Annotated in this window: 23 protein-coding genes; 13 read left to right on the top strand and 10 right to left on the bottom strand. The window is 41.3% G+C overall.

What is annotated here, in order from left to right; all coding sequences use genetic code 11:
- The first annotated feature begins 14 nt into the window (after window positions 1–14).
- Window positions 15–1,001, top strand: a complete 987-nt coding sequence (locus AC4E92_RS05480) for a M42 family metallopeptidase (protein ID WP_490239588.1) — start codon at window positions 15–17, stop codon at window positions 999–1,001.
- A gap of 8 nt (window positions 1,002–1,009) precedes the next feature.
- A complete protein-coding gene (locus tag AC4E92_RS05475; protein WP_490239587.1) occupies window positions 1,010–1,738 on the top strand; it encodes a sulfite exporter TauE/SafE family protein in 729 nt (242 codons plus the stop codon).
- On the opposite strand, the gene AC4E92_RS05470 is transcribed toward AC4E92_RS05475, so the two are convergent.
- The 3 genes from AC4E92_RS05470 to AC4E92_RS05460 form a co-directional block, all read right to left on the bottom strand.
- On the bottom strand, window positions 1,722–2,951 hold the full coding sequence (locus tag AC4E92_RS05470; RefSeq protein ID WP_490239586.1) for an MFS transporter: 1,230 nt from the start codon (window positions 2,949–2,951) through the stop codon (window positions 1,722–1,724). The genes AC4E92_RS05475 and AC4E92_RS05470 overlap by 17 nt on opposite strands.
- A gap of 86 nt (window positions 2,952–3,037) precedes the next feature.
- Window positions 3,038–4,663, bottom strand: coding sequence for a hypothetical protein (locus AC4E92_RS05465; protein ID WP_490239585.1), 1,626 nt, complete (start codon window positions 4,661–4,663; stop codon window positions 3,038–3,040).
- Between the two features lie 74 nt (window positions 4,664–4,737).
- The gene (locus tag AC4E92_RS05460; protein ID WP_490239584.1) at window positions 4,738–6,765 is read right to left on the bottom strand and encodes a hypothetical protein; all 2,028 of its coding nucleotides are present in this window, start codon (window positions 6,763–6,765) and stop codon (window positions 4,738–4,740) included.
- 99 nt (window positions 6,766–6,864) lie between these two features.
- Here AC4E92_RS05460 and AC4E92_RS05455 point away from each other — a divergent pair, with 99 nt between their 5' ends.
- The 3 genes from AC4E92_RS05455 to AC4E92_RS05445 are packed head-to-tail and all read left to right on the top strand — an operon-like array spanning window position 6,865 to window position 9,625.
- Window positions 6,865–7,437, top strand: coding sequence for a GGDEF domain-containing protein (locus AC4E92_RS05455; RefSeq protein ID WP_490239583.1), 573 nt, complete (start codon window positions 6,865–6,867; stop codon window positions 7,435–7,437).
- Complete coding sequence (murA, locus tag AC4E92_RS05450; RefSeq protein ID WP_490239582.1) at window positions 7,438–8,697, top strand: UDP-N-acetylglucosamine 1-carboxyvinyltransferase; 1,260 nt, start codon at window positions 7,438–7,440, stop codon at window positions 8,695–8,697.
- Window positions 8,698–8,731: 34 nt separating this feature from the next.
- Window positions 8,732–9,625 (top strand): radical SAM protein, encoded by an 894-nt coding sequence (locus AC4E92_RS05445; RefSeq protein ID WP_490239581.1) that lies wholly within the window; start codon window positions 8,732–8,734, stop codon window positions 9,623–9,625.
- Here AC4E92_RS05445 and AC4E92_RS05440 read toward each other — a convergent pair.
- The 5 genes from AC4E92_RS05440 to AC4E92_RS05420 all read right to left on the bottom strand — a co-directional run bounded on the left by AC4E92_RS05440 (window position 9,597) and on the right by AC4E92_RS05420 (window position 13,319).
- On the bottom strand, window positions 9,597–10,469 hold the full coding sequence (locus AC4E92_RS05440) for a FlgD immunoglobulin-like domain containing protein (protein WP_490239580.1): 873 nt from the start codon (window positions 10,467–10,469) through the stop codon (window positions 9,597–9,599). The genes AC4E92_RS05445 and AC4E92_RS05440 overlap by 29 nt on opposite strands.
- Window positions 10,470–10,485: 16 nt before the next feature.
- A complete protein-coding gene (locus AC4E92_RS05435; RefSeq protein ID WP_490239579.1) occupies window positions 10,486–11,187 on the bottom strand; it encodes a hypothetical protein in 702 nt (233 codons plus the stop codon).
- A gap of 5 nt (window positions 11,188–11,192) precedes the next feature.
- Window positions 11,193–11,654, bottom strand: a complete 462-nt coding sequence (locus AC4E92_RS05430) for a hypothetical protein (RefSeq protein ID WP_490239578.1) — start codon at window positions 11,652–11,654, stop codon at window positions 11,193–11,195.
- A gap of 29 nt (window positions 11,655–11,683) precedes the next feature.
- Window positions 11,684–12,076 (bottom strand): ribonuclease H-like YkuK family protein, encoded by a 393-nt coding sequence (locus AC4E92_RS05425; protein WP_490239684.1) that lies wholly within the window; start codon window positions 12,074–12,076, stop codon window positions 11,684–11,686.
- Between the two features lie 61 nt (window positions 12,077–12,137).
- Window positions 12,138–13,319 carry an alkaline phosphatase family protein gene (locus AC4E92_RS05420; RefSeq protein ID WP_490239577.1) on the bottom strand — a complete coding sequence of 394 codons (1,182 nt, stop codon included), beginning with the start codon at window positions 13,317–13,319 and terminating at the stop codon, window positions 12,138–12,140.
- A gap of 117 nt (window positions 13,320–13,436) precedes the next feature.
- On the opposite strand from AC4E92_RS05420, the gene rd reads away from it, so the two are divergent.
- A complete protein-coding gene (gene rd / locus AC4E92_RS05415; RefSeq protein ID WP_490239576.1) occupies window positions 13,437–13,601 on the top strand; it encodes a rubredoxin in 165 nt (54 codons plus the stop codon).
- Window positions 13,602–13,614: 13 nt separating this feature from the next.
- Here the strand turns inward: rd and AC4E92_RS05410 are convergent, their stop codons facing one another.
- Together AC4E92_RS05410 and AC4E92_RS05405 are read right to left on the bottom strand one after the other, a co-directional pair.
- Entirely contained in the window at window positions 13,615–14,175 is a 561-nt protein-coding gene (locus AC4E92_RS05410; protein ID WP_490239575.1) for a biotin transporter BioY, read from the bottom strand.
- Window positions 14,176–14,197: 22 nt separating this feature from the next.
- Entirely contained in the window at window positions 14,198–14,881 is a 684-nt protein-coding gene (locus AC4E92_RS05405) for a queuosine precursor transporter (protein WP_490239574.1), read from the bottom strand.
- Window positions 14,882–15,212: 331 nt separating this feature from the next.
- On the opposite strand from AC4E92_RS05405, the gene AC4E92_RS05400 reads away from it, so the two are divergent.
- The 7 genes from AC4E92_RS05400 to asd are packed head-to-tail and all read left to right on the top strand — an operon-like array spanning window position 15,213 to window position 23,454.
- Window positions 15,213–15,779 (top strand): methionine synthase, encoded by a 567-nt coding sequence (locus AC4E92_RS05400; RefSeq protein ID WP_490239573.1) that lies wholly within the window; start codon window positions 15,213–15,215, stop codon window positions 15,777–15,779.
- Entirely contained in the window at window positions 15,766–18,084 is a 2,319-nt protein-coding gene (locus AC4E92_RS05395) for a homocysteine S-methyltransferase family protein (protein ID WP_490239572.1), read from the top strand. The genes AC4E92_RS05400 and AC4E92_RS05395 overlap by 14 nt, the downstream gene beginning before the upstream one ends.
- On the top strand, window positions 18,081–19,436 hold the full coding sequence (locus AC4E92_RS05390; RefSeq protein WP_490239571.1) for an aspartate kinase: 1,356 nt from the start codon (window positions 18,081–18,083) through the stop codon (window positions 19,434–19,436). The genes AC4E92_RS05395 and AC4E92_RS05390 overlap by 4 nt, the downstream gene beginning before the upstream one ends.
- A complete protein-coding gene (locus AC4E92_RS05385) occupies window positions 19,423–20,748 on the top strand; it encodes a homocysteine biosynthesis protein (RefSeq protein WP_490239570.1) in 1,326 nt (441 codons plus the stop codon). Before AC4E92_RS05390 ends, AC4E92_RS05385 begins: the two co-directional genes overlap by 14 nt.
- Window positions 20,741–21,490 (top strand): UPF0280 family protein, encoded by a 750-nt coding sequence (locus AC4E92_RS05380; RefSeq protein WP_490239569.1) that lies wholly within the window; start codon window positions 20,741–20,743, stop codon window positions 21,488–21,490. The genes AC4E92_RS05385 and AC4E92_RS05380 overlap by 8 nt, the downstream gene beginning before the upstream one ends.
- Window positions 21,477–22,424 (top strand): methylenetetrahydrofolate reductase, encoded by a 948-nt coding sequence (locus AC4E92_RS05375; protein WP_490239568.1) that lies wholly within the window; start codon window positions 21,477–21,479, stop codon window positions 22,422–22,424. The genes AC4E92_RS05380 and AC4E92_RS05375 overlap by 14 nt, the downstream gene beginning before the upstream one ends.
- A 4-nt stretch (window positions 22,425–22,428) precedes the next feature.
- Window positions 22,429–23,454 (top strand): aspartate-semialdehyde dehydrogenase, encoded by a 1,026-nt coding sequence (gene asd / locus AC4E92_RS05370; protein ID WP_490239567.1) that lies wholly within the window; start codon window positions 22,429–22,431, stop codon window positions 23,452–23,454.
- Window positions 23,455–23,536 lie beyond the last annotated feature (82 nt).

Raw genomic sequence — 23,536 nt, 5'->3', positions numbered from 1 at the left:
TTGAGGTGATCTGTGTGCAGCAAGACGATCTTGTGAAAGATCTTGTTGAGTTTTGCACGGCAAGAGGTGTTTCTGGTAGAGAAGAAAAAGTGAGAGAACTCATCATTTCACACCTTCCCGTTGACTACACCGTGGACAACATAGGAAACCTGATCGTTGAGATCGGGCACAAAGATGAATCGATTGCCTTGATGGCACACATGGATGAAATCGGTTTGATGATAACGAGCATTACACCTGATGGTTCACTCACCTTCAGAAAAATGGGTGGATTTGACGACAGACTGCTTCTTGGAGCACATCTTGATGTAGTAACAGAAAAAGGTATCATCGACGGAGTGATTGGAATAGCACCACCACATCTTGGAACAAATCAGTCAGTGGAAAATCTACGCATAGATATCGGAGCACACGATAAGCACGAAGCAGAAGAACTTGGTGTTAAAGTGATGGACTTTGCCGTCTTTAAAAAACACGTGAGTGTTTTAAACAACAGATACCTATCGATCAGATCCCTAGATGATAGATTTGGTTGCTTAGCCTGTTTGTACGTGCTCCGAAATGTTTTGAATCAAAATCTCAAAAAAAGAGTTTTCTTTGTATGGACCGTTCAGGAAGAGATAGGTCTGAAAGGTGCGAGGGCTTTTCTGTCAAGACACAATATAAATCTGTGTTATGCAATAGATTCCTTTGCCTGCTGTTCTTCTCTTACAGGCGATGTCGCGTGCGGGAAAGGACCTGTTCTCAGAATGGTTGACAACAGCGCTGTAGCAAGTTATGACCATATGAAGAAAATTTTGAGTATAGCTCAAGCGCACAAAATACCTGTTCAGGTAGGCATAACAGGTGGCGGCACAGATGGATCTGTGGCGATTGAAAGTGGAGCGAAGATGGTACCCATCACTTTGGCGGTGAAATATCTGCATTCCCAAGCAGAGTACATTTCACTGGAAGATTTTCAAAATCTTGTGAAACTCCTTGATGCTCTTGTAACAGAGTAGGTGGTCGTGTGCTGTACTTTGTGATCTTTCTGTCTGGTATTGCCTCTGGTTTTTTAAATGTGGTTGCCGGTGGTGGGAGTCTTTTAACATTACCGCTTCTCACTCTTGCGGGAATGGGTATAGATGTCGCCAACGGTACAAATAGAATAGCAATTCTTCTTCAGAACATTGTGGCAGTTAGAAATTTTCAAAAAGGAAAAGTGCTGCCAGTAAAACTTTCTCTTCTGTGCGGAATACCGGCTGCTATAGGTTCAGTTGTTGGCACCATGATTGTGATCGATCTGGATCAAAATCTGCTCAAAAAAATAGTTGGAGTTCTGCTTTTGATAATGGGACTGTTTTTCTTCGTCAAGCCAAAAATGTGGAGTGGGGAACAGAATAAGAAAATCAATCCCGTACTGGTATCAATTGCGTTTTTTGGCATAGGTGTTTATGGAGGTTTTATACAGGCTGGTGTGGGATTTTTTTTCATATTTTTCACGGCGGCACTCCTTGGTCTTGATTTAGTAAAAAACAACGCTCTGAAAGTTTTCATAGTTCTTCTGTACACACCTATATCTTTGATAATCTTCTTGCTTAACGGGAAAGTCATGTTTCTGGCAGGTTTGATCCTCGGTCTTGGCAGTATGGTGGGAGCGTATCTTGGAGTGAAGTTCTCGCTGAAAAAAGGTGCTGGCTGGTTGAGGTATATCGTTTTTGCCACTGTTATTGCAAGTGGCATCAGTTACTTGATTTGAGCTTTTCAGGCTGACTGGTCAGGTATCTTTTGAAAACGAAGTAGGTTATCATAGCGCTGCCAAGTATGGTGTATGAACTTTTTATACCTATGATATTCCCGACAAGTCCAAAAACGAACGCACCTGTTGGAGATCCACCGTTATTTATGAGTGCGTACAGAGACATTGTCCTGCCACGCATGTTTGATGGTGAAAGAAACTGAGTTCTGCTGTTGGTGATGTTGAAAAATATAGTCTGACCGGCACCGTTGATGAAAGACATCACATATGCGGCAGGAGGATACACAGAACTGATCAATGTGCTAACACCGATCATCAGTATAAAATATTCCTCTTTGAAAGATATGACATGTTCTGGCTCCATTCCACCAGCAATCAGAGCTCCAACAAGAGCTCCAAGCCCCATAGAACCCATCATCAAACCATAGCCAACCAGTCCTGTTTTCACAGCGCTCTTTGCAAAAGCCTGCATCAGCATGCTGTAAGGCATACCAAAAAAAGCGTAAACAACCAATGAAAAAAAGGTCAGACTCATGGCTCTGTTTTTGGAAACAAAGCGCACACCTTCTACCAAATCTTTGAAAAAGGATTTATCCCTTTCACCGTTGTATTCATGCTTTGAAGGTATCATCGGCAAAATTATCAGCAATGGTAGAAAGGAGACTGCGTTGACTATAAAACCAAAACTGAGTCCGTAATATTTCACAACAAAACCGGCTATCGACGGTCCTATCATTCTTGCTACATTGAATATCATCGAGTGCAGAGCAAGCGCATTTGGAAGGTGATTCTTTGGGACGATTTTTCCAATGAAGGTGTTTCTGGATGGAAGATAAAATGAAGCAGAGATACCCATGAAGATACTCAGTACAATAAGCTGGAAAGGTGTCAGGATATTTTTGTAAACAAGATAAGCCATGAAACAGGCGTTTATCGTATCGGCTAACTGTGTCAGGAAAAGTACTTCTCTTGGACCAAACCAGTCGATGAGCACACCGCTGACCGGAGAAAGTATCACAGTTGGGAACCCCTTCAGGAAAGCTATCAAGCCAATAAAGCCGGCTGCTTTGTTTTCAGGAAGGATATTCACTCCAACCCAACCACGCAATGTTGTGTCGATCCATGTACCGATCAACGATATACTCTGTGGAATCCAGAACATGAGATAATTCCTGTTTTTAAGCGCTCTAAATGGGTTCGAATATTTCGCCATACAAACTTTTTATACACCGGGAATGTTAAGTATTCTGGCACGAATCTTTGACAAAAAGCAAACAGCGGGGATGAAATTTCCCCGCTTCAAAAAGTATATGTACCCTCTGCAAGAACCTTTTCCCATTGCCAAAAATCATAACTTATCGATGGTATTCCTCCACAAAGATCCTTTAACCAGCCAGCCATCTGAACGCCGCCAGAAGCTTTCAATCCTCCTTTAACTTTGTATCCCACCTGATTTGAACCTCCAGTAGATGCATGGGTTTCTCCTGATATCCATGGAGTTAATCTTACAAAAGGACCGGCGACATAATAAACATAGGCAGATAAAGTGAAGGGCAACCGTCCTTCTGCTCCAGCCTGTACTTTTGCATTTGCACTGAAATTCACCCCAGAGTAGTTTGTCGAATAAGAAGGCGATTTAGACCAGCTTCCATTCTGGTAGGTCACCTTTAAAGACGTTGTCATACCGAATGTAACCCAAGTTTCGAAACTTATTGAACCATTTATTTGTGCAATGGCTTCTGCATCAAGTTTAGCTTCAAGGTAAAGCACAACGGGAATACAAACAACCCAGAATGTCACAGGTTTTCCTCTTGTGAAAAGATTCACGGACCAATCTTTTGTTATACTCCCGCCTGCATTCACTTGCAGTGAGGGAGTGAAAGATGGTGACAGTGAAACAACCGTTTCAAATTTCTTGAGTCTGTAGCTCCAGCTAAACCAGCCTGTCTGTATCCATTCGTGTTCCCACAACAGCGATACGTTAAAAGAAAGTGTCACGGTGATCTTCGGTGTCACAGAGAGTGTGGAATAGGTGAATGTACGAGATAGCATTTCATTTGTAGAAACGTTAAAACCCCATGATCCATAAAAATCGCTTGCGATTTTGTGTACAGCGGGTTTGGTTAGTTCCTGTTCATGCATTTCTCTGTTTGAAAATTCCAGACTGAAAGCGGTGTAATCTCTAAGAGCTTGTACGACTTCTATACTTTTTTTCTGATCAAGAAGATTTTTTGGTGCCTCACCGCTTGTCACAATTTCTTCAGAGAGCAGAATACCTGTGGCTGTTTTTTGAAGACTGGCTCTGTAAGTTGTACCTCCGCCCAGATCGACAAACCAGTTTTCTGTTCCGGATTTTGAAAAAAAGCTTGGTTGTAAACGTCCTATTTCCGAGCCTTTTGGCAGTACTATTTCCGTTTTTCTTTTAGTTATAAGAGTGTTCTTTGGTGAATTTAAGAAAGCTGACTCAAAGATCTTCCCATCGATTTCATTCTCAAGGTACTTCAGTATCATCTTCTCTGCTGCTCTTTCATTTTCAAAGCCTTTGCGTGCAATGAAAAGTGAACCAGCTTTTGATCTGACAGCACCCGGTGCCCTCATCGTTATGACACAGGTGTAACCTTTTGAATCCTGAGAAACTTTCATGTCTTTCAACGTGAAAGAAGGTGCTGTGCCGTATAAGAGATAGTAGTTTTTTGCAAGTTCATCCACGAAATTGTTGAAAACCTCTCTGTCTTTTTGCATTTGCTCATAGTGGGCTATGTATATTTTTGCCAGATCTGATTGTGGGACGAACTCTGTTCTTGTGATGATTGCTGAACCATCCTGCATAATCTGAATACGCTCTTCGATCGTTCTGGTAAACTGCGCCGCATAATTCAGGGTGACTAACAGCATGATCAGAACTAACATGGCCTTTCTGATCATTTCCAGTCCCCCCCTTGTATAAATCACTTATTCATTTTATGCTTTTTAAAAATTAAAAAATCATTAAAGTCTAACTACCTGCGCAGTATGATCTTTTTCAAACCATTTATGCTCACAGACTTAACCAAAGACAGGTTGGTGTCGAAAACCTTTATACCATTTTGCATTCCAACATAGACATAACTTCCACTGACTAAAAGAGAGTTGGCACTGTTCAAATCGATCTCTATTAATTTTGAAAGGTTTTCATCGAATTTAGTGAGTTTTTGATCGCTCAGCACATAAACAAAACCAGAATCGAAATAGATCTTTTTTGCACCGGAAAAATCGGTTGAGTTGATTTCTGACAGATCAGTCGAGCTGAGTTTGACGATTTCTGAATCTGTAAGCAAATAGACTGTGTTATCCACGACAAAGGCTTCTTTTGCCGTGCATTGGTAAGTGCTTTTCAGGATCGGATTTTTTGGATCTATCGCATCGATCTTTTTCAAACCATCTGCATCACAGACATATATGTACTGACCGAGAACAAAAAGCGATGAAGGCTGGTTCATTGATATTGAGGACTCTTCATAGACGTTTTGGTCTGATATTCTCAAAATCGACAAATCAGTGTCGCTCAGTATACACGCGAAGATTTCACCGGCTACGATTCTTTGAATTGGTATAAGACTGTCAACCCAGATGGCTTTTCCGCTGAAGGATGATGTAGCTACAGTTGTATCTTTTATGATCGAGAATTCATCGCCTATCACGAAAATAGACTCATCACGGTAAAAGAAGTCATTACCCGTCACAGAGGATATCTTTGTAACTGTAACTGGCTGCGCAAAGCTGACATCGTAAATACCGTCTGCCAGAGCCAGAATTTCACTGAAAGACGTCTGTACACCTGTGTAAAAGCTCCAGACAGGTCCTTCTGTTGAGGTGTTACCATCTTTTGCCACAACTTTCCAGTAGTATCTTTTGTTGGTTTCAAGGTTCTGTATCAGCATATTTGAACTTGACAGATTTTGCCTTATCAACGGTGGATTTGAGCTTTCTCCAAAGTACAGATCATAAAACAGTGTGTCACCATCAGCATCTGAACATTCCCAACTTAGGACAACATCTTTTTCAAAGATTGAGGTGTTATTTTCCGGCACGGGATTGGTTGGTGTTGAAGGAGCGGTGTTCGGTATACCTTTTGTTCTAAAGTTCCAGACAGGTCCCTGTGTTGTATTTGTCCCATCAGAGGCTTTTACATACCAGCTGTAATATGTGTTTGGTGAAAGATCGTCCAGTAAAAGAGATGGTTCATTGGTAGTTTTTTTCAGGTTATTGATATAAACTTCATAAGTGAGCTGGTCATTATCTGGATCTGAACATTTCCACTCTAACTTCAGGGGTATATTTACAGACTGTGCTCCATCAGGTGGAGAAACAAGCTGGGGGACATTTGGAGCCCTGTTCTGACCAATCTGGGCTGTTGTGAAAGTTGCTGGATCACTTTCAACGATGTACATACCATCAAAAGCTTTCACAAACCATTTGTAAGTCTTTCCGGCAGTGAGATTGTATTTTGTATACTGATAATTTGTAACTGTCGCTACAAAAGAATCATCGATGTATATTTCGAATCTCAAAGGATCCTGATCTGGATCTGTGCATCTCCATTGAAAAACTACTTGCGAACAATCGACGTTTTTCGAAGTTGGAGCAGGTGATATCAATTCTGGTTTGCTCGGTTGTCTGTTTACTTTAACAGTGGAAAAACTCAGCAGAGGTGATTGAACTTTGTTTTTTCCATCGCTTGCGACTATTTTCCAGTAATATGTTTTAGATGGCTCAAGACTTATTCTGTAAGAATTTTCAGTGCCTTTGTACTTGGATTGTGTGTTATTTTCACTATCTCCAAAAAACAGTTCGTATGTCAGAAAGTCGTTTTCAGGATCTGTGAATGTCCAACTTAAGGTGATATCTAAGGACACATCAGTTTGACCGTTTTGGGGAGATGATGAAACAAAAACAGGTGGCTGATTAGTGGCAACAGATGGTCCACCGCACGAAAACAACACTATGAGAGCAAAAGACACAATTATCAGCGTGATTGAGAATTTCATAACGACCCCTCCCTTTGAGGATTAAACAGACATCAACTTTTCTTCCTTTGATGTTATTATATACTATATGAGAAATCTCAAATCCTGGGAGGAATCGAAATGGATGAAAGAGAGGAACTGTTGAAAAAAATCAAGATCCTTGAGGACCAACTTGAATACTATCGCATGCGTGATGCACAGATGGAACAGATGCTTGAAGAGTATAACCAGTTCATAAGAAAGCAATTTGAACTGTACGACGATTTTGTCAAGGATATAGGTACCAGCAGAATCATAGACCCAATCACGAGGGTTTATTCCAAAGAACACATGAATCGTTTGATAACCTATTATCATCAGAAAGCGTTCGAAGAAAATAAAGGTTATGCCATTGTCATGGTGAGATTGTGCAGAGAAAACGAAGACTTTGAAAGACATCTTGCCTTTATTGGAAAGCTTTTGAAGAATGTCGTGCGGGTGCCGATGGACAGTGTGGGGAAGGTCTCTGATGATACCTTTGCCATCCTTTTGACCGATGTGAACAAAGAAATCGCACAAAAAGTCGTAGAAAGGGTCAGAGATTCGTTGAAAAAAAGTGCCGAAATGAACACGAAGGTGGCTTTCAGGGTTTATCCAGATGATGGAGAAGATTTAGAAAAGTTGATTCAGCAACTTCAGTCGGAGGTATCATAGGTGGGCAAATTGATAGTTCATGGCCCAGCAAGATTAACCGGATCAGTTGAGACCTCTGGCTCTAAAAATTCCGCCTTACCAATTCTCGCTGCTACCCTTTTGTGCGATGAAAAAGTTGTTCTTGAAAATGTACCTGATTTGATGGACATTCACACAATGATAGAGATTCTGAATGCGGCTGGATGTCAGGTCTTTTTTGAAAATGGTATTATCACAGTTATTCCTCCATCAAATCCTAACACAGAGATACCTTACGAGCTTGTTAGAAAGATGAGAGCTTCTTTCAATGTACTCGGTCCACTGGCTGCAAAATTTCAAAAAGCATCTGTCTCTTTACCGGGTGGTTGTTCCATAGGCGTTAGACCTGTGGATTATCATCTTGAAGGTTTACAGAAACTCGGTTTTTCAATAAATATCGAGCATGGAATCGTCACTGCCGAGCTGGAAAAAAAGGTGGACGAGGCGACCATATCTCTACCCTTTCCAAGTGTCGGAGCAACCGAACATCTAATGACAACAGCGGCGATTTTGAACGGAACTCACACAATTATAGAAAATGCGGCTATGGAACCTGAGATAGAAGATCTGGCAGAGTTTTTGAATCGGTCTGGCTGCAAAATTTCAGGTGCAGGAACAAGATGCGTCAAAATTCTCGGAGTCAAAAAAACGCACGGCTGTATCCACAGAATAATACCTGATCGAATTGAAGCAGGCACATACATAATAGCAATTGCGGCGACAATGGGCGATGCTCTGGTAGAAAATCTAAACACATCGCATTTGGTAGCACTCTTTGATGTACTCAGAGCCTCTGGGGTTAATTTATCTCAACTGGATCAGGACAGAGTGAGGGTTTCAATGGACCGAAGACCAGATCCGATGAAGATTCAGGTAATGCCATATCCTGGTTTTCCGACAGATCTTCAGCCCCAAATCATAACCTATCTTTCAAGAGCTCAGGGTACGTCAACCGTGACAGAAAATGTTTTCAAATCTCGATTTCAATATGTCGATGAGCTCAGACGTCTTGGAGCAAAGATCGAGGTCAGTGACGGCACTGCCATTGTGTACGGTGTTGAAAAACTGAGCGGTACACAGGTGAGCGCAACTGATCTGAGAGCAGCAGCGGCACTCGTGATTGCCGGTCTGATGGCAGATGGGACAACGCAGATCAACGAGGTTGATCAGATATTCAGAGGCTATGAAAATATCGTGCAGAAATTTTCAAAACTTTCGGCGGTGATCGAGTATCAAGAGTGAATTTTCACAGATCATTTCTGTACTCAAAGAAAAAATGCATCACTGTGATCTCTGCCCTGTTATGTGCAAAGTTGATCGATATCAAAGTGTTGGTAAGTGTAAAGTCGCAGATCTACCGAAGTTGATGAGCGTAGTCCTTCATTTTGGGGAAGAACCTCCTATCAGTGGAGAAAACGGTGCCGGCACGATCTTTTTCAGCGGATGCAATCTACGCTGTATTTATTGTCAGAACATGAATTTCAGCCAGATGGCAAACGGTGTGGAAATAACCCATCAGGAACTTGCCGAGATCTTTATGGATTTACAGAACCACGGTGCTGAAACTCTCAATCTGGTCACTCCAACACCGCATTTGCTATCAATAGTCCAAGCCCTTGCAATTGCCAAAGAAAAGGGATTCAGTCTGCCGGTTGTATACAACACCAGCAGTTATGAATCTGTTGAAACTCTCAGGTTGCTTGATGGAATTGTCGATATATATCTGGCAGATTTAAAATACGCTGATGATAAATCAGGTTATGTTTATTCTGGTGTGAAAAACTACTACACGATTGCAACTCGAGCTCTCATAGAAATGCACAGGCAGGTCGGCGCATTTAAAGAAAACAGAAAAAAGGGTCTTATAGTCAGGCATCTTGTCCTTCCAAATAACGTCGGTGGTACTCACAGGGTTCTGGATTTTGTTTTTCATTCTCTCTCACCTTCTGTACCGATCTCTCTGATGGCTCAGTACAACCCATTATTTGGTGCAAGATCTGATCCTTTAATTTCAAGAAAACTCACCAAAGAAGAATACGAAGCAGCGGTACAAAGAGCCATCGAACTTGGAATGACTGGCTGGATTCAGACCGATGAAAAAAAGAGAGTCACAGCCAGACCTGTTCCGTCAACCTACAAAATCATAAACCTGATGAGATCAAAAACATGAATATCAGAGCCCCAACAGCCACGAATGTTGTTGTCAGGATTATCTCTTTTGTATTGGTGTAATGAGATCTGTCTATCCTCACAAGATCGGTTGCAACAAAAGTCTCCTTATCAGTTTGAGCAACGGCTTTGACCGTATAATCTCCATCTGGTATGCCTTTCCCATCCCACGAAAGCTGATTTGAACCGGCTTTACCTTTTCCACTCCACTGCCAGACTGTGTTCTGATTGTTGTCAACAACGCTGATCGTCAATTGAGCTGGTTTTGAAAGATATACATAGAAAGTTGTGTAATCGTTGTACCAGTCACCATTCGGAGAAAATTCTTTCGGTTCCACCTTCAAATTTATCGACAGGGCTTCTTCTACCAGATTTATATTCACACTTGTTTCCTTCAGATAAGAGATATTCAAAAGACGGGTTTCAGGTATGTATCCACTGGCTTTAAAAGTGATATAGACACTTCCTTCGGGAACGTAAACGGTATCTTTCACACTGTCCACCCTGCCAAGGAATCTTTCCTGTGAATACAACTCGACTGGATATACGTTGGAATAAATTCTCAAGCTTCCCGCTCTACTCAGCGGTGCATAAAAAACAACCTGACCTGGTTGAGAAACATATACCATCCCATCAAAGACAAGATACCAGCTCTTGCTGACGGTTATTCTATGCTCTCCCGATGTGCTCAGAGTTATCTGTAAAAGACCGTTTATATCAGAAATACCCGCATATACTCCATTTATATACACACTGGCAAAAGGTTCAGTTTTAACTACCACAACATAACCTGCGCTGACCAGTATGGTAACAAGCAACGAAATCAAAACAAGAAATTTTTTCATAAAATCCCTCCAGCTTTCACCAACTTGTTGTCGTATACCAATCAACGATGTTCTCTACTATCCAGATCTCATCGCTCTGATAATACTCCACACCGATGATTATCGGCTCAGTAGATCTGATATCAATTACTCCAGAGGTTTGACTGCTCAGTTCCTTTGCCAGATCCACATAGGCTGAAGCTTTTGCCGATATAGTCCCAGACAGTTCATCTACAACGCTTCCTGTATAATCATACACCCTGATATAAACTTCGCTTTCTTTGGTGGAAGTATTCATCAGACAGAAAGCGGTTCCTGAACTGCCGAAATTCGTGTAGTTTACACCATACCAGTAGTATTTGGCATCTGAAGAGATTTGCACAGGTTCTATCACGTGATTTCGGCAAAAGAGCATCTCTCCATACATGTAAAGAACTGAAATGTAAAGCAGTTGATCACACTGAACCAGTACCAGTCCCCAGTTCTTGTCGCTCTGCGGTATTTTCTGTGCAAGGTCCACGTAAACTGTTTCGTATGGTTTTGATTTGAAAGTTTCTTTCCATATTTCCTTTCCTTCACAGTCATAGACCAGCACTCTAAAGTACGCATTCTCATCACTCAAATTTGAGATCATCACGGCAGTACTTCTATTTGGTGTTGAATCATGATAAAGACCATAATTTGCTCCAAGAGCGATAATTGGTAAAAGCACCGCACAGATCATCAAAAACTTTTTCATCAATATCACTCCCCTAACAAAGGATAGGAAATGATATCTGTTCCGGAAGCGTATACTGTCAACAAATAAGGCTTACCTTCTATCAAAAGCATCGGGCATGAAATTGTTCTGGTCATATCTACCATAAGGCTCAAGATATACACTTTTTCTACCCACTGGGGAGGTTGTTTTAATTCAAAAGATTTCAACCCGCTATCTCCAAAGGAAATTAGACTGATATTGCTTGCACTGTCAGTCAAATCATCTATCAACTTCTTTCCAAAGTATCTCGCATCTGTATATGTTGCAGGCTCAGTTATATGGACATAATGGCTTACAAGATAATCTGCATCCACTTTTTTTTGAAGATAATCGTTGATGTCTTTGACTATTTGTTCAGAAAACTTCGTGATATTTAGCTCAAGTAGAGAAAGACATCCACTGAGTATGAAAACAACGATAAGAACAACAAAACAGATTCTGTACATACCGACAACCCCCTTATATATTTTACACCTTACTTTGTGTGTCGGTGTGCAATTTTTGTTGCCGCAAAAGCCCATGGTTTGAGTTTGTAGGAATATCCCATTCCTTTCACATAACCAACAACACTTGATAGTACATCTCTGCTGGCTCCATCATAACCGACATCTATGTGTATCTCTGGATTTTTCAAATCGAATATTTCTCTCGCAAATGTAGCCATCTCCAAACTCAAATATGTCTCCTGAAAAAGTCTTGTGAACATATCGTAGTGCTTGTGTTCCTTTCGAAGGGTATATAGATAGGTTGCCCCGGCGCCAATTTTGTAAACTATCAGGACCGTTGCAAAAGTGACAACGCCATCTCGTGCATCACTATCAGTTCCGATATATATCTTAAATGGGCTGTGTTCTTTGAAACTGTGGATGATCTGTTTTGCTCTTTCAACATCAACAATACCATAAGTTGGACTTTTCAGTAAGAATTAATCACCTCCTGAAAACCACAAGGGGTATGATCAGTTCATCAGGACTCAGGCTGCCGTGCTTTGATTTTAAACTCTCTTCTCTGCCCGTGAACTTGAAATAAAAAGAGTAATTAGATCTTGCTATCAAAACGACGTCACCAATTCTTTCCAAACTCTCTTTTTTCGAATTACTACCGAACAAATTCATCCCCACAGCCTGGTCTTTTGTCAAAGCTATTGCCTGGTTTTTGTACACCGTTTGAATGTATTTTATCACTTCTTCTGGTTGATGGGTATATAGATGCATCATCCGCATCTCCCCACCAGGTGGAACGGTGAAAAAAGTTGAGATTTCGTCTTTCCATGACCACCAGATCTCGTTTTCCCATGGCGTTTCAATCTGACCATGATCTCCCATTATGATCAACAAAGTGTCGTTTTTCAGATCAAAGATCACTTCTTGTTGAATCATCTTTAAAAGCCAATACAGTTCGCTCTCGAATGCCTTCGAGTTGACCCCCATCTTGTGTCCAATTGAGTCGAGCAATCCCCAGTAGACAAAGCCAAAAATCTTACCATCTTCTTGAAGCATTTCCCTCAACTTGAAAAAAAGATCTCCAAAGCTCTGATAACTTCTCACCGAAGCTCCCGTATGGACCAAATTTGAAAAGCCAGAGCCGCGTATGTTCTTCGAGGTGAGTACACACCCCCTGACTCCTACACTGAGAAGTTTTTCAAAGATCGTCTCGGATAAAAGAATCTGATTAGAGGAAAAATTCGACGAGACTTTGCCAAGTGTTGGTGAAGACAGTTCTATCATATTCACAAGAGCCCCAAGTTCTTTTAAGTACAGAATATACCCCAAAATACCATGTTCAATGGGTGTTGATGCAGTTAAAAGTGACGCAATAGAAGCACTTGTCGTTGTGGGAAAAACAGAGGTTGCCTGCAAGATGTTTTTTTGATCAAAAAAATCCGCTTTCTGGAGTATTTTTTGCAAACTGTGTAGTCCAAGTGCATCTATCAGAAAAACGATGACTTTGTCGATGTTTTCAAATAAACCGGGCAGGAATTTCTCAAAAGGATAAACAGAATGATATGTCTGGCAACCAAAATGAGCCAAAATCGAATTTGAAACATTCACAAGAGAAAATCTCTCATAATCGGGTTTGAAAAGATCATCGGTGATTTTCTCTATCTCCATTTTTCACCACCAGTTAGAGTATAAATCCAAAGACCGGTTTTGAGAACAACCAAAATGTGGTAAAATCTCAATACGAGATTTCATATACCTTCGTTAAACTCAAAAGGGGGAATGAGGATGCAAAAGTACAGGTGCATAATTTGTGGGTATGTCTATGATCCTGCTGAAGGAGATCCAGACAGCGATATTCCTGCAGGAACCCCATTTGAAGATCTTCCCGATGATTGGGTATGCCCGGTATGCGGCGCTTCCAAGGAAGACTTCGAACCAGTAGAAGAGTGAACCCCTAAGGGGTTCACTTTGTGATTTTCCTAAAAGCGCAGTGAGTTCCAACAGCCAGAGAGATTTTCAACAGATCGCCAGGTATGAATGGGAACAATCCCATTGAAAGCAATTTTAAAAGACCAAGGTGAACTCCCTTTGCCAAAAACCACAGATAAAGCTGTGTCAATCCAAAACCGTATATGACACCAAAATTGGCGATCAAGAGTACGATGGTAGTGTTGAGTTTCTTTGATCTTAAAGCGTAACTGATGAACAACGATGCAAAGATAAACCCTATCAGATAACCACCTGTTGGACCAATCAATGCGTTAAGTCCAGCGCTTCTTGAAGAAAACCATGGAATACCGAGTACACCGAGTAATACGTAAAAAATCTGACTGAAAACTGCCAGTTTGTTGATCAAAAGTGGAGCAAGTAAAACCACAAAAGTCTGTCCCGTAACTGGCACCGGGCTGAAAGGAAGAGGAATTCTTATCTGAGCCGCAATGCCTGTCAAGACAGTAAAGGTCAGCGTTGCCACAATCCTGTACCAGACATTTTCTCTCACCAGATACTGCTGGTGTGTTTTCATTATCTCACCTCCAGAAAAATATTCAGTTTTTTGCAATGGCTAAATCTTTTTTCAGCATAGATACACCTGCATAAACAACCCATGTGTCAACGTAGTCTAAAGCAAACTCGATGATCGTTGTTGTAATGTATATATCGATCAATGTTTTAAGATCGTACACACCCGCGAATGCAATGGTTACGAAAACGAGATTGTCCAAGATTTGTCCAAGTTTTGTTGCAATATTGTTTCTCATCCACAGTTTTGTTCTTGTTCTCAGCTTATCATGCACCCAGACGGCGAAGTATCCTGAAAGTATATAAGCAGTCCAGCTGGCAAAGGCTATTCTCGGTGTAAAGGCAAAGGCACTTGAAAGATAACTCTGCGCTATGTCATTTGAAGAGGGAGTGTATCCCACATATACAAGTCCAAGAATCACAAAAACAAACTGGGCAAAGAAGCCTATCCATACGGCTTTTCTTCCTTCTTTCTGTCCATAGACTTCTGTGATAATGGAATAAACAGCAAAAGCCATACCCATGCTCATGTTTGCGGCTGTCACTTCAAGGCTGAAAAGATTAAAGAGTTTTGCCACCCCTAAATTCGATGCGACTATCAAAGTTGCAAGTGCTACGTACAATCCCTCTTTCTTCAGAAATCTTATGGCAAACAACACCGTTAAACATGAAACGATGTATTCAAGTCCCATGAAGAGGAAATTGCCCAATTAATCTCACCTCATTCACCATTATCTCATTTGCATTTTTTCAAAAGTACTAAGAGAAGGAAAAGGCTTTAAAAATGCCCATGCTATTTATTTTTTACCTTTCAAAAATAAAAGCGTAATTTTTTGGCATATATAATAAGTAAAACAAAGTGGAGGTTTTGCAATGAGAAATCATAGCATGTTGATTCAACTCAAAAACAGCGTGATGGCTATGATAATGTGCATTCATGCCCCTGGAATATCTCCAGGCTTTTAGTCGTGCTTGGAGATAATAACAGGGGCGTTTCCAAAAATGGAAACGCCTTTTTTTTAAGTTTCTGGAGGGAGAAGGGTGAGCGAAGTATTTCATCCAGATCGATTGGATTGTATGCCAGACAAAAAGATTTTCTTAGCAAGGGCAGGAGCAAGATATGGAAAGATTGACGAATATTTCATACATCGCGTCAACCAGTTGTTTTTGATCGCACTGGATAAAATACAACCTGTCGTTTATTACAACACCTTTGATGTTTTTGAATTACCCATACAAATCATTCCATCGAGTTTTAAGAACATCAAAAAGATGACAATATTTCTCTCCACACTTGGCTCAGAAATAGACCTTTTGATATCACAACTGGCAGATCAACAGAGAACTTTTGATGCCTTTATAGTTGACTCATGGGCATCTGAAGCTCTTGAAACGCTCAATGAGAGGTTCGACCAGTCACTCAGAGAAAGGTTCGGTGAAGGGACTATGCGCTTTTCTCCGGGCTATGGGGATATAGATCTGAGAACAAACAAATACTTGGTGGAAGAACTTTTAAAGGTTGATCGTGTGAGAGTTCTGGAAAGTGGAGTCATGATTCCAAGAAAAACTACAACCTGCATGATAGGGTGGTTCTATGAAAAGAAATGAATTTCTTCAGATGTTAAATGAAAGAGTTTTGTTTTTAGACGGTGCTTATGGCACGGAATTTTTCAAAAGAGGTTTCAGGGAACTAATAGAATTACTGAACATAAGCAAACCAGAGGTCGTTGAAAAACTTCAACGCGATTACATTCAAGCCGGTGCAGACATTTTGCTCACGAATACTTTCAGTGCCAACAGGATGAAATTGAAAGCACACGGTTTTGAAACAGAGTTTGAGAAAATAAATCACAGGGCAGTTCAAATAGCAAAATCGGTGTCCGCAGGACGGCTTGTTTTTGGAGACATATCATCAACAGGCAGTTTTGTTGAACCTTTTGGTGAGATCAGCTTCGATCAGGCTTATGAAACTTTCAAAGAGCAGGCGTCGGTTCTCATTGAGGCAGGTGTGGATGGGATCATCATTGAAACTATGTCCGATTTGAAAGAACTCAAAGCCGCCATACTTGCTGTAAGAGATCTGTCAGATGATATCCCGTTGATTGCACACATGACCTTTGAGGAAGATGGAAAATCCGTCACAGGAACGTCTGTTGAAATTTTCGCTACACTCATGAACGATCTCGATGTCGATGTGGTCGGCATAAACTGCTCACTTGAACCAAAACAAATGCTTTCAGTTTTTTCGAAGCTCGCCAAATACTGCAAAAAACCTCTGAGCGTTGAGCCGAATGCAGGAAAGCCTGTTTTGGAAAATGGAAAGCTTTCTTACAGAACCACTCCAGAGGAATTTGCAATTTACATGGCAGACTTTGTTCAACTTGGTGCCAATATCGTCGGCGGTTGCTGTGGCACCGGTCCAGATCACATAAAAGTCATGACCAGGTATATAGGAACACAAAAGCCCAAGAAAAGAGAAGTAACCAATGTTCAGTATCTTTCTTCCAGGACTATTTTAAAACCGATAGACCCCTTTCTTATAATAGGAGAAAGAATAAACGCAAGCGGGAAGAAAAAACTCCAGGCTCAGATCCAGCAGAAGGATTTTTCCGGCGTTTTGACTCTTGCTCACCAGCAGGAAGAAGAAGGCTGTACGGCAATAGATGTCAATTTCGGTATCGAAAAACTCTTGAGCAAAGAACATTTTCAGCAGGCGATTATTCAACTGGACAGACACTCCTGTTTACCAGTCTCCTTTGATATACAAAATCTCAACTTCCTTGATGCTGCAATGAGAGAATACGTCGGTAGAGGGTTGATCAACTCTGCTTTTGCAAGGCAGGATCATCTAATAGAGAGGATAAATCTACTGAAAAGATACGGTGGGTTGTTAATAGTACTTGCCATGGAAAAGGATGTGCCAAAAACAGCACAGGAAAGATTTCAACTGGTACTGAAAGCCGTGAAAATTCTCCAAGAGCACAAAGTGGAACTTGATCGGGTTTATTTTGATCCACTTGTTTTACCTATAGGGGCAAAAAACGATTATCACACGACCCTGGAAACGATAAATCTCATTCACAAAGCTGGTTTGAAGTCTTCAATTGGTCTTTCAAATTTGAGTTTTGGCATGCCGAATAGAGAATACATAAACGCCGCCTTTCTCGCACTTTGCATTGAAAATGGTTTGAGTGCCGCCATACTCAACAGCAAAGAAATTCTCACGATGAATATCTTGCAGGGTGCTCTTTCTTTACAGGGAAAAGAACTCGTGAGACCTTCTGATGTTCCACAGGACCCACTGGTGGATCTCATCATTAAAGGACAGAAAGAACAATTGATGAGCATCGTCCAGGAACTTTTAAAGCAGCATGATCCTTTATACATCAGCCAGCAAATTCTTGCGGAAGCGATGAAAAAGATAGGAATGCTTTATGCGAATGGAAGTATTTACTTACCGCATCTGATTTTGGCTGCAGAAACGGTGCAACCTGCTTTTGATTACTTGAACAACCTGCTCGGTGAATCACAGATCAAACTCGGAAAGGTGCTTCTTGCAACTGTCCAGGGAGATATACACGATATTGGTAAGAAGATCGTTGCGACAGTTCTGAGAAGTGGTGGGTTTGAGGTAAACGATCTGGGGAAGGATGTGTCAGCCGAAAGAATCTTGATGGAATGTAAAAAATACAAACCGGACATAGTCGGGCTTTCTGCCATGATGACCACGACTGTCGGTCAGGTGAAAGAAGTTGCAGATCTGTTGAGATCGGAAAACATCAACGTTTTTCTGCTGGCTGGAGGAGCGTCCATGAACCAGCAACTTGCCGATCGATTTGGTGTTATGTATGCTAAGGACGCCGTTCAGGCGCTGGAACTGTGCAAAAAACTCGTGAAGGGAGGTGCGGGATGAAGGTGGTTGTCCTCAAATTCGGTGGGTCTAACTTGAAAAACAAATCAGATTTGCAGAAAATACTCAAAGTTGTGAGTATGTATAGAGAACCTTTCATCGTGGTTGTTTCTGCCGTGAATGGCGTTACAAATAAATTGATAGACGCTTTGAACAACATCGAAGATCTCAACGTAGAAGATTTCCTTGAAGAACTCTATTCAACTTACAGAAGTTTTCTGGATGAAGAAGATTTTCAATTGAAAGAAAGAGTATATCAGATAAAGGAACTTCTTTTGGGGGTGAAATTGATAGGAAAAGTTCCTGATTTTGTATACGATCGTTTGGTCAGTCATGGAGAAAGATGTTCTTCACTGCTTCTAACTCACTTTTTTCAAAAAAACAATATACAGTGCAAGGAAGCACTTCCAGAAGAATTTGGGTTGGTGACAGACGGAAAATTCAAAAACGCCTCTGTAGATCTGGATAGCTCAGAAGTCAATCTCAAGAAATTTTTCAAACACAGTGAAAATTATGTTGTTCCGGGATTTTACGGCATTTACGAAAATCAAATAACAATTCTTGGTCGTGGTGGAAGCGATTATTCAGCAACATCGATAGCATACTGCCTGGATGCACAGAGAGTCGACCTGTATAAAGATGTATCTGGTTTTATGACCTGTGATCCAAAATACGTTGAAAAGGTCAAGCCAGTTAGAAAATTGAATTACGACGAAGCCGCCGAGCTTTCTTACTTTGGCGCCAGGATCCTGCACCATGCAGCGGTTGATCCTGTACGCAAGAAGAACATCCCACTTTACATATTCAATATAAACTGTTTTAAGTCAATTGATGAACCTGATACGGTTATTTCTTTCAACGATTCTGTTGTGAAAACGACAATTAAAAGTATATCCTTCACAGACGATATTGCTGTGATACAGTTCAAAGGTACCAATGTTGGACGAGTCCCTGGATTGCTTGGTCAAATCGCATCCACCTTTGGTAATGAAGGGGTGAATATCAAATCTGTTGTGACTTCTCAAACCAGCATAAATGTTCTGATATCAAAACAAGATCTGGAAAAATGCAAAAAAATAGTTTCAAAGATGCGGATAGCAGAAGTGGAGGACATCTACTACAAAACACAGATATCTCTGATAGCAGCTGTTGGAGATGGACTTTTGAAAAAACACGGTATTGCCGCAAGGATATTCACTGCCGTCTCAAAAGAGCATATAAATGTCGAGATGATTTCCGCGGGAGCATCAGAAGTGACCATATACTTCATAGTGAAGATAACCGATAGAGATAGAGCTTTGAGAGCTATTCACGAAGAATTTTTCAAGGAGAGTGAGAACGATGAAAACTATTGAACAAATCAATGAAAAAATAAAAAGCGGTAAAGCGGTGGTTCTGACGGCTGAGGAAGTGGTTCAGCTTGCAAAGAGCTCCAGTCCAAAACAGATCGCACAGACGGTAGATGTTGTGACCACCGCAACCTTTGCCCCCATGTGTTCAAGTGGTGCTTTCATCAATTTCGGGCACACATCTGCGCCGATGAGAATGGAGCAGATTGATCTATCTGGAGTTGAAGTTTATGGAGGTCTTGCCGCTGTTGACGGGTATATAGGAGCCACGCAGGAATCAAAAAACGACAAGAGCTTTGGCGGAGCTCATATAATCGAAGCTCTGATCGACGGGAAGGATTTATATCTGAAGGCGTCTGGTAAAGGTACTGATTGTTATCCAAGAAAGTATTTTGAAGGGTACGTAAACAAGCAGATGATAAACGACTTTTTCCTGTTCAATCCGAGAAATGCTTATCAGAATTACGCAGCCGCAACAAACAGCTCTGAAAAAACCATCTACACTTACATGGGAAAGCTACTCCCAAATTACGGCAATGTGACTTACTCGACTTCTGGTGAATTGAGTCCACTTTTGAAGGATCCAAAAATGCTCACGATAGGTCTTGGGACAAGGATCTTTTTGTGTGGCACAGAAGGTTATATAGTCTGGACAGGAACCCAGTTTAGAAATGATGTGAAAGTGAATGATCACCAAATTCCAATCAGTGCGGCAAGGACTCTTGCAGTAATCGGAGATGCCAAGAAAATGAGCACAAGGTATCTGAAGGCGGCGTATTTCAAAAATTATGGTGTGACGCTTTTTGTGGGCATAGGCGTGCCCATACCGGTTTTGAATGAGGAAATTGCCTATCATGTTTCACGATCAAATGAAGAGATCGAGACAGAGTTGAGAGACTATGGTAAATCAGGTAAACCCGTCATCTGCCATGTGAATTATGCACAGTTAAGATCCGGATGGATTGAGATCAACGGGAAAAAAGTAAAAACTTCTTCGATATCCAGCCTTTCTATGGCTCGAGAAATAGCCTCTGTTCTGAAAAAATGGATAAGTGAGGGTGAATTCCTACTCACCCAACCTGTTAAATTGTTCGACCAACAGCAAAGCATCAAAGGACTTGTTGAAAGAACACAGGGTGAGAGCTTCGTACGAGAAAAACCAACTTGCGTTGATTGCGGTCTGTGTGTGAGTGTATGTTCTTTTGATGCTCTGATGCTAATCGATGGAAAATTCACGTTCATCGCCGATAAATGTGTGGCTTGCGGAGAATGTTCTGATGTATGTCCGGTGGGAGTGAAACTTCCTCCAGATGAATAGATTTTACAGAAACTTACACAGCAAAAGGTTTCAAAGTTTCAATATAACCTTTATGGAGACCGATCTGTGGATCGGTGTGGATAATTTTGAAAAAGAAATGGTGGATGAAGTGTACAAGATGATCATCCAGTTGCATGAACAATTGCGCGGTTATATCAGAGAAAACGAGAACTTTCTTCTGTCTTTTGAGCCGATAAAGTTGCCATCTCACAGTCCAGAAATAGCAAAGAAGATGGCAAAAGCGGCTGAATGTGCCGGTGTCGGTCCTATGGCGGCAGTCGCTGGGGCTTTTGCAGACGAGGTGGGAAAATTTCTGCTTGAAAAGTTCGACTGTCGTGAAGTTCTGGTGGAGAATGGTGGAGATATATTCATAAAAAACATACAGCCTGTGACTGTTTGTATTTACGCGGGCACTTCTCCACTTTCGCAAAAAATCGGTCTTAAGATACCACCTGGAAGCTGGGGTGTTTGCACTTCTTCAGGCACTGTGGGACATTCAATCAGTTTTGGGAAAGCCGATGCCGTGACCGTCGTATGTGAAAATGCGACCTTTGCCGATGCCTTCGCAACTGCTTACTGCAATATGGTGAAGGTCAAAGAGGATGTTGAAAAATTACTTGAGTCAGCCCTGAACGAGTATGTACAGACCACTCTGGTTGTTTATCGGGATATACTGGGCGTAGTGGGTAAACACGAACTGATTTTTACAGCCGAAATAGGTGATGAAGATGAAAGTAACTGAGAAGATAAAAGAAACTCAGATTCTTTCGATAGAAATTCTACCTCCAAACAGAGGGCAGAGTATAGATGAGATATTCCATGTTTTGGACAATTTGATGGCTTTTCCGATCAACTTCATCAATGTCACAAGACATGCACCGGAAATGACATATGTGGAACTGCCAGATAGGATAATCAAAGTACCAAAAGTCAAAAGACCTGGAACTGTTGGACTTACAGCCGCACTCATGAACAGATACAAAATAGATGTTGTTCCGCATGTGCTGTGTTATGGAATGAACAAATACCAGATAGAAGATATGCTGATAGATCTTCATCTGATTGGAGTAGAAAATGTTTTTGTCATCCGTGGTGAGTACGAAAACGAACCCGACTTGGAAGAAAAGGATACCTACAGACATGCAGTTGAACTGGTCAATCAAATTTCAAAGATGAACCGCGGAGAATATCTATACCCATGTGAAAACGCTCAACCCACCAATTTTTGCATAGGCGTTGCCGGCTATCCAGAAAAACACTTTGAGTCTCCAAATATACAGGAAGATCTCAAGTATCTAAAAGAAAAGATCGATGCAGGGGCAAATTACGTCATCACTCAGATGGTTTTTGATTTTGATGTGTACAGAATTTTTTTGGAAATGGCTCGCGAAAAGGGTATAGATGTGCCTATAATTCCCGGAATAAAACCAGTTGTGAATTTGAAATCGATCTACAGTATTCCAAAAAAGTTCTTTGTCAACATACCTCAGTCGTTTTTGATACAAATGCAGCAGGCACGTACAGCCAAGGAAGAATTTGAAACTGGGATCAGATACATGGCAAAACTCGTGGAAAAATTACTCTGTTTTGGTGTTCCCGGTATACACATTTTCACAATGGGCAGAGGACAGTCAACAAGGGCTTTGATAGAGGCTGTTTATGGCAAAGGAGGTTAGCACCGTGAGAAAGGTTGCCATTCTTGGTGCTACAGGTCTTGTTGGACAAAGATTTGTTCAACTTCTTTCAGATCACCCATTTTTTAAAATTTCAGTACTTGCAGCTTCGGATAACTCCGCTGGTAAACGATATTCACAGGCTGTACAATGGCATCTGGATACACCGATTCCCGATGAAGTTTGCCAGATGCAGGTACAAAAGTGCGAACCTGGTTTCGACTGTGACTATGTCTTTTCAGCACTTCCATCTGACATGGCAGGACCGATAGAAGATGAATTCATCAAATCTGGCTACGTGGTATTTTCAAACGCGGCAAGCCACAGGATGGATCAAAATGTTCCGCTGATAGTACCAGAAGTCAATCTCAATCATCTGGATTTGATAGATCACCAAACGACACCAGGCAAAATCATCACAAACCCAAACTGTTCGACAATAGGACTTGTGATGGCACTCAAGCCGATAATGGATCGATTCGGTATAAGACAGGTGCAGGTTGTGACAATGCAAGCCATTTCGGGCGCAGGCTATCCCGGTGTAGCATCTTTGGATATCCTGGACAATGTCATACCCTACATAAAAAATGAAGAGGAAAAGATCATGATCGAATCAAGAAAGATCTTAGGTGACTTGAAACACAATCACATCGAACTGGCTGATTTTGATATACAGGCTCAGTGTAATAGAGTGCCAGTTCAGGATGGTCACATGCTCTCGGTATTTATAGAAACATGTCTGCAAGCAGATGTCGACAATATCATTAATAGTTTTGAAGACTTTCAACCTTTAAAGAACATGAACCTTCCAACGGCTCCCGAAAGACCTTTGATTTACCTGACTGATCAAAAATCACCACAGCCAAAGTTGCACAGAAACCTGGGCAATGGAATGTCCGTGAGTGTGGGTAGGCTTGTACAGATATCGGAAAAGCGGTTTAGATTTGTAGCTCTTGTTCACAATACGATAAGAGGAGCGGCTGGTTGTGCAGTCTTGAATGGCGAGGTTTACGAGTTATTGAGAGCCAGCTAACTACCCACAACTTATATAAGCTTTGGCTTGAAAAAACCATATTGATGGGTACGGTTATGAACTGGAATAGTGTCATTGGTGA

The organism is Pseudothermotoga sp., from assembly GCF_031962025.1.
GTDB lineage: Bacteria > Thermotogota > Thermotogae > Thermotogales > DSM-5069 > Pseudothermotoga_B.
This window is presented reverse-complemented; position numbering and strand designations above follow the sequence as displayed.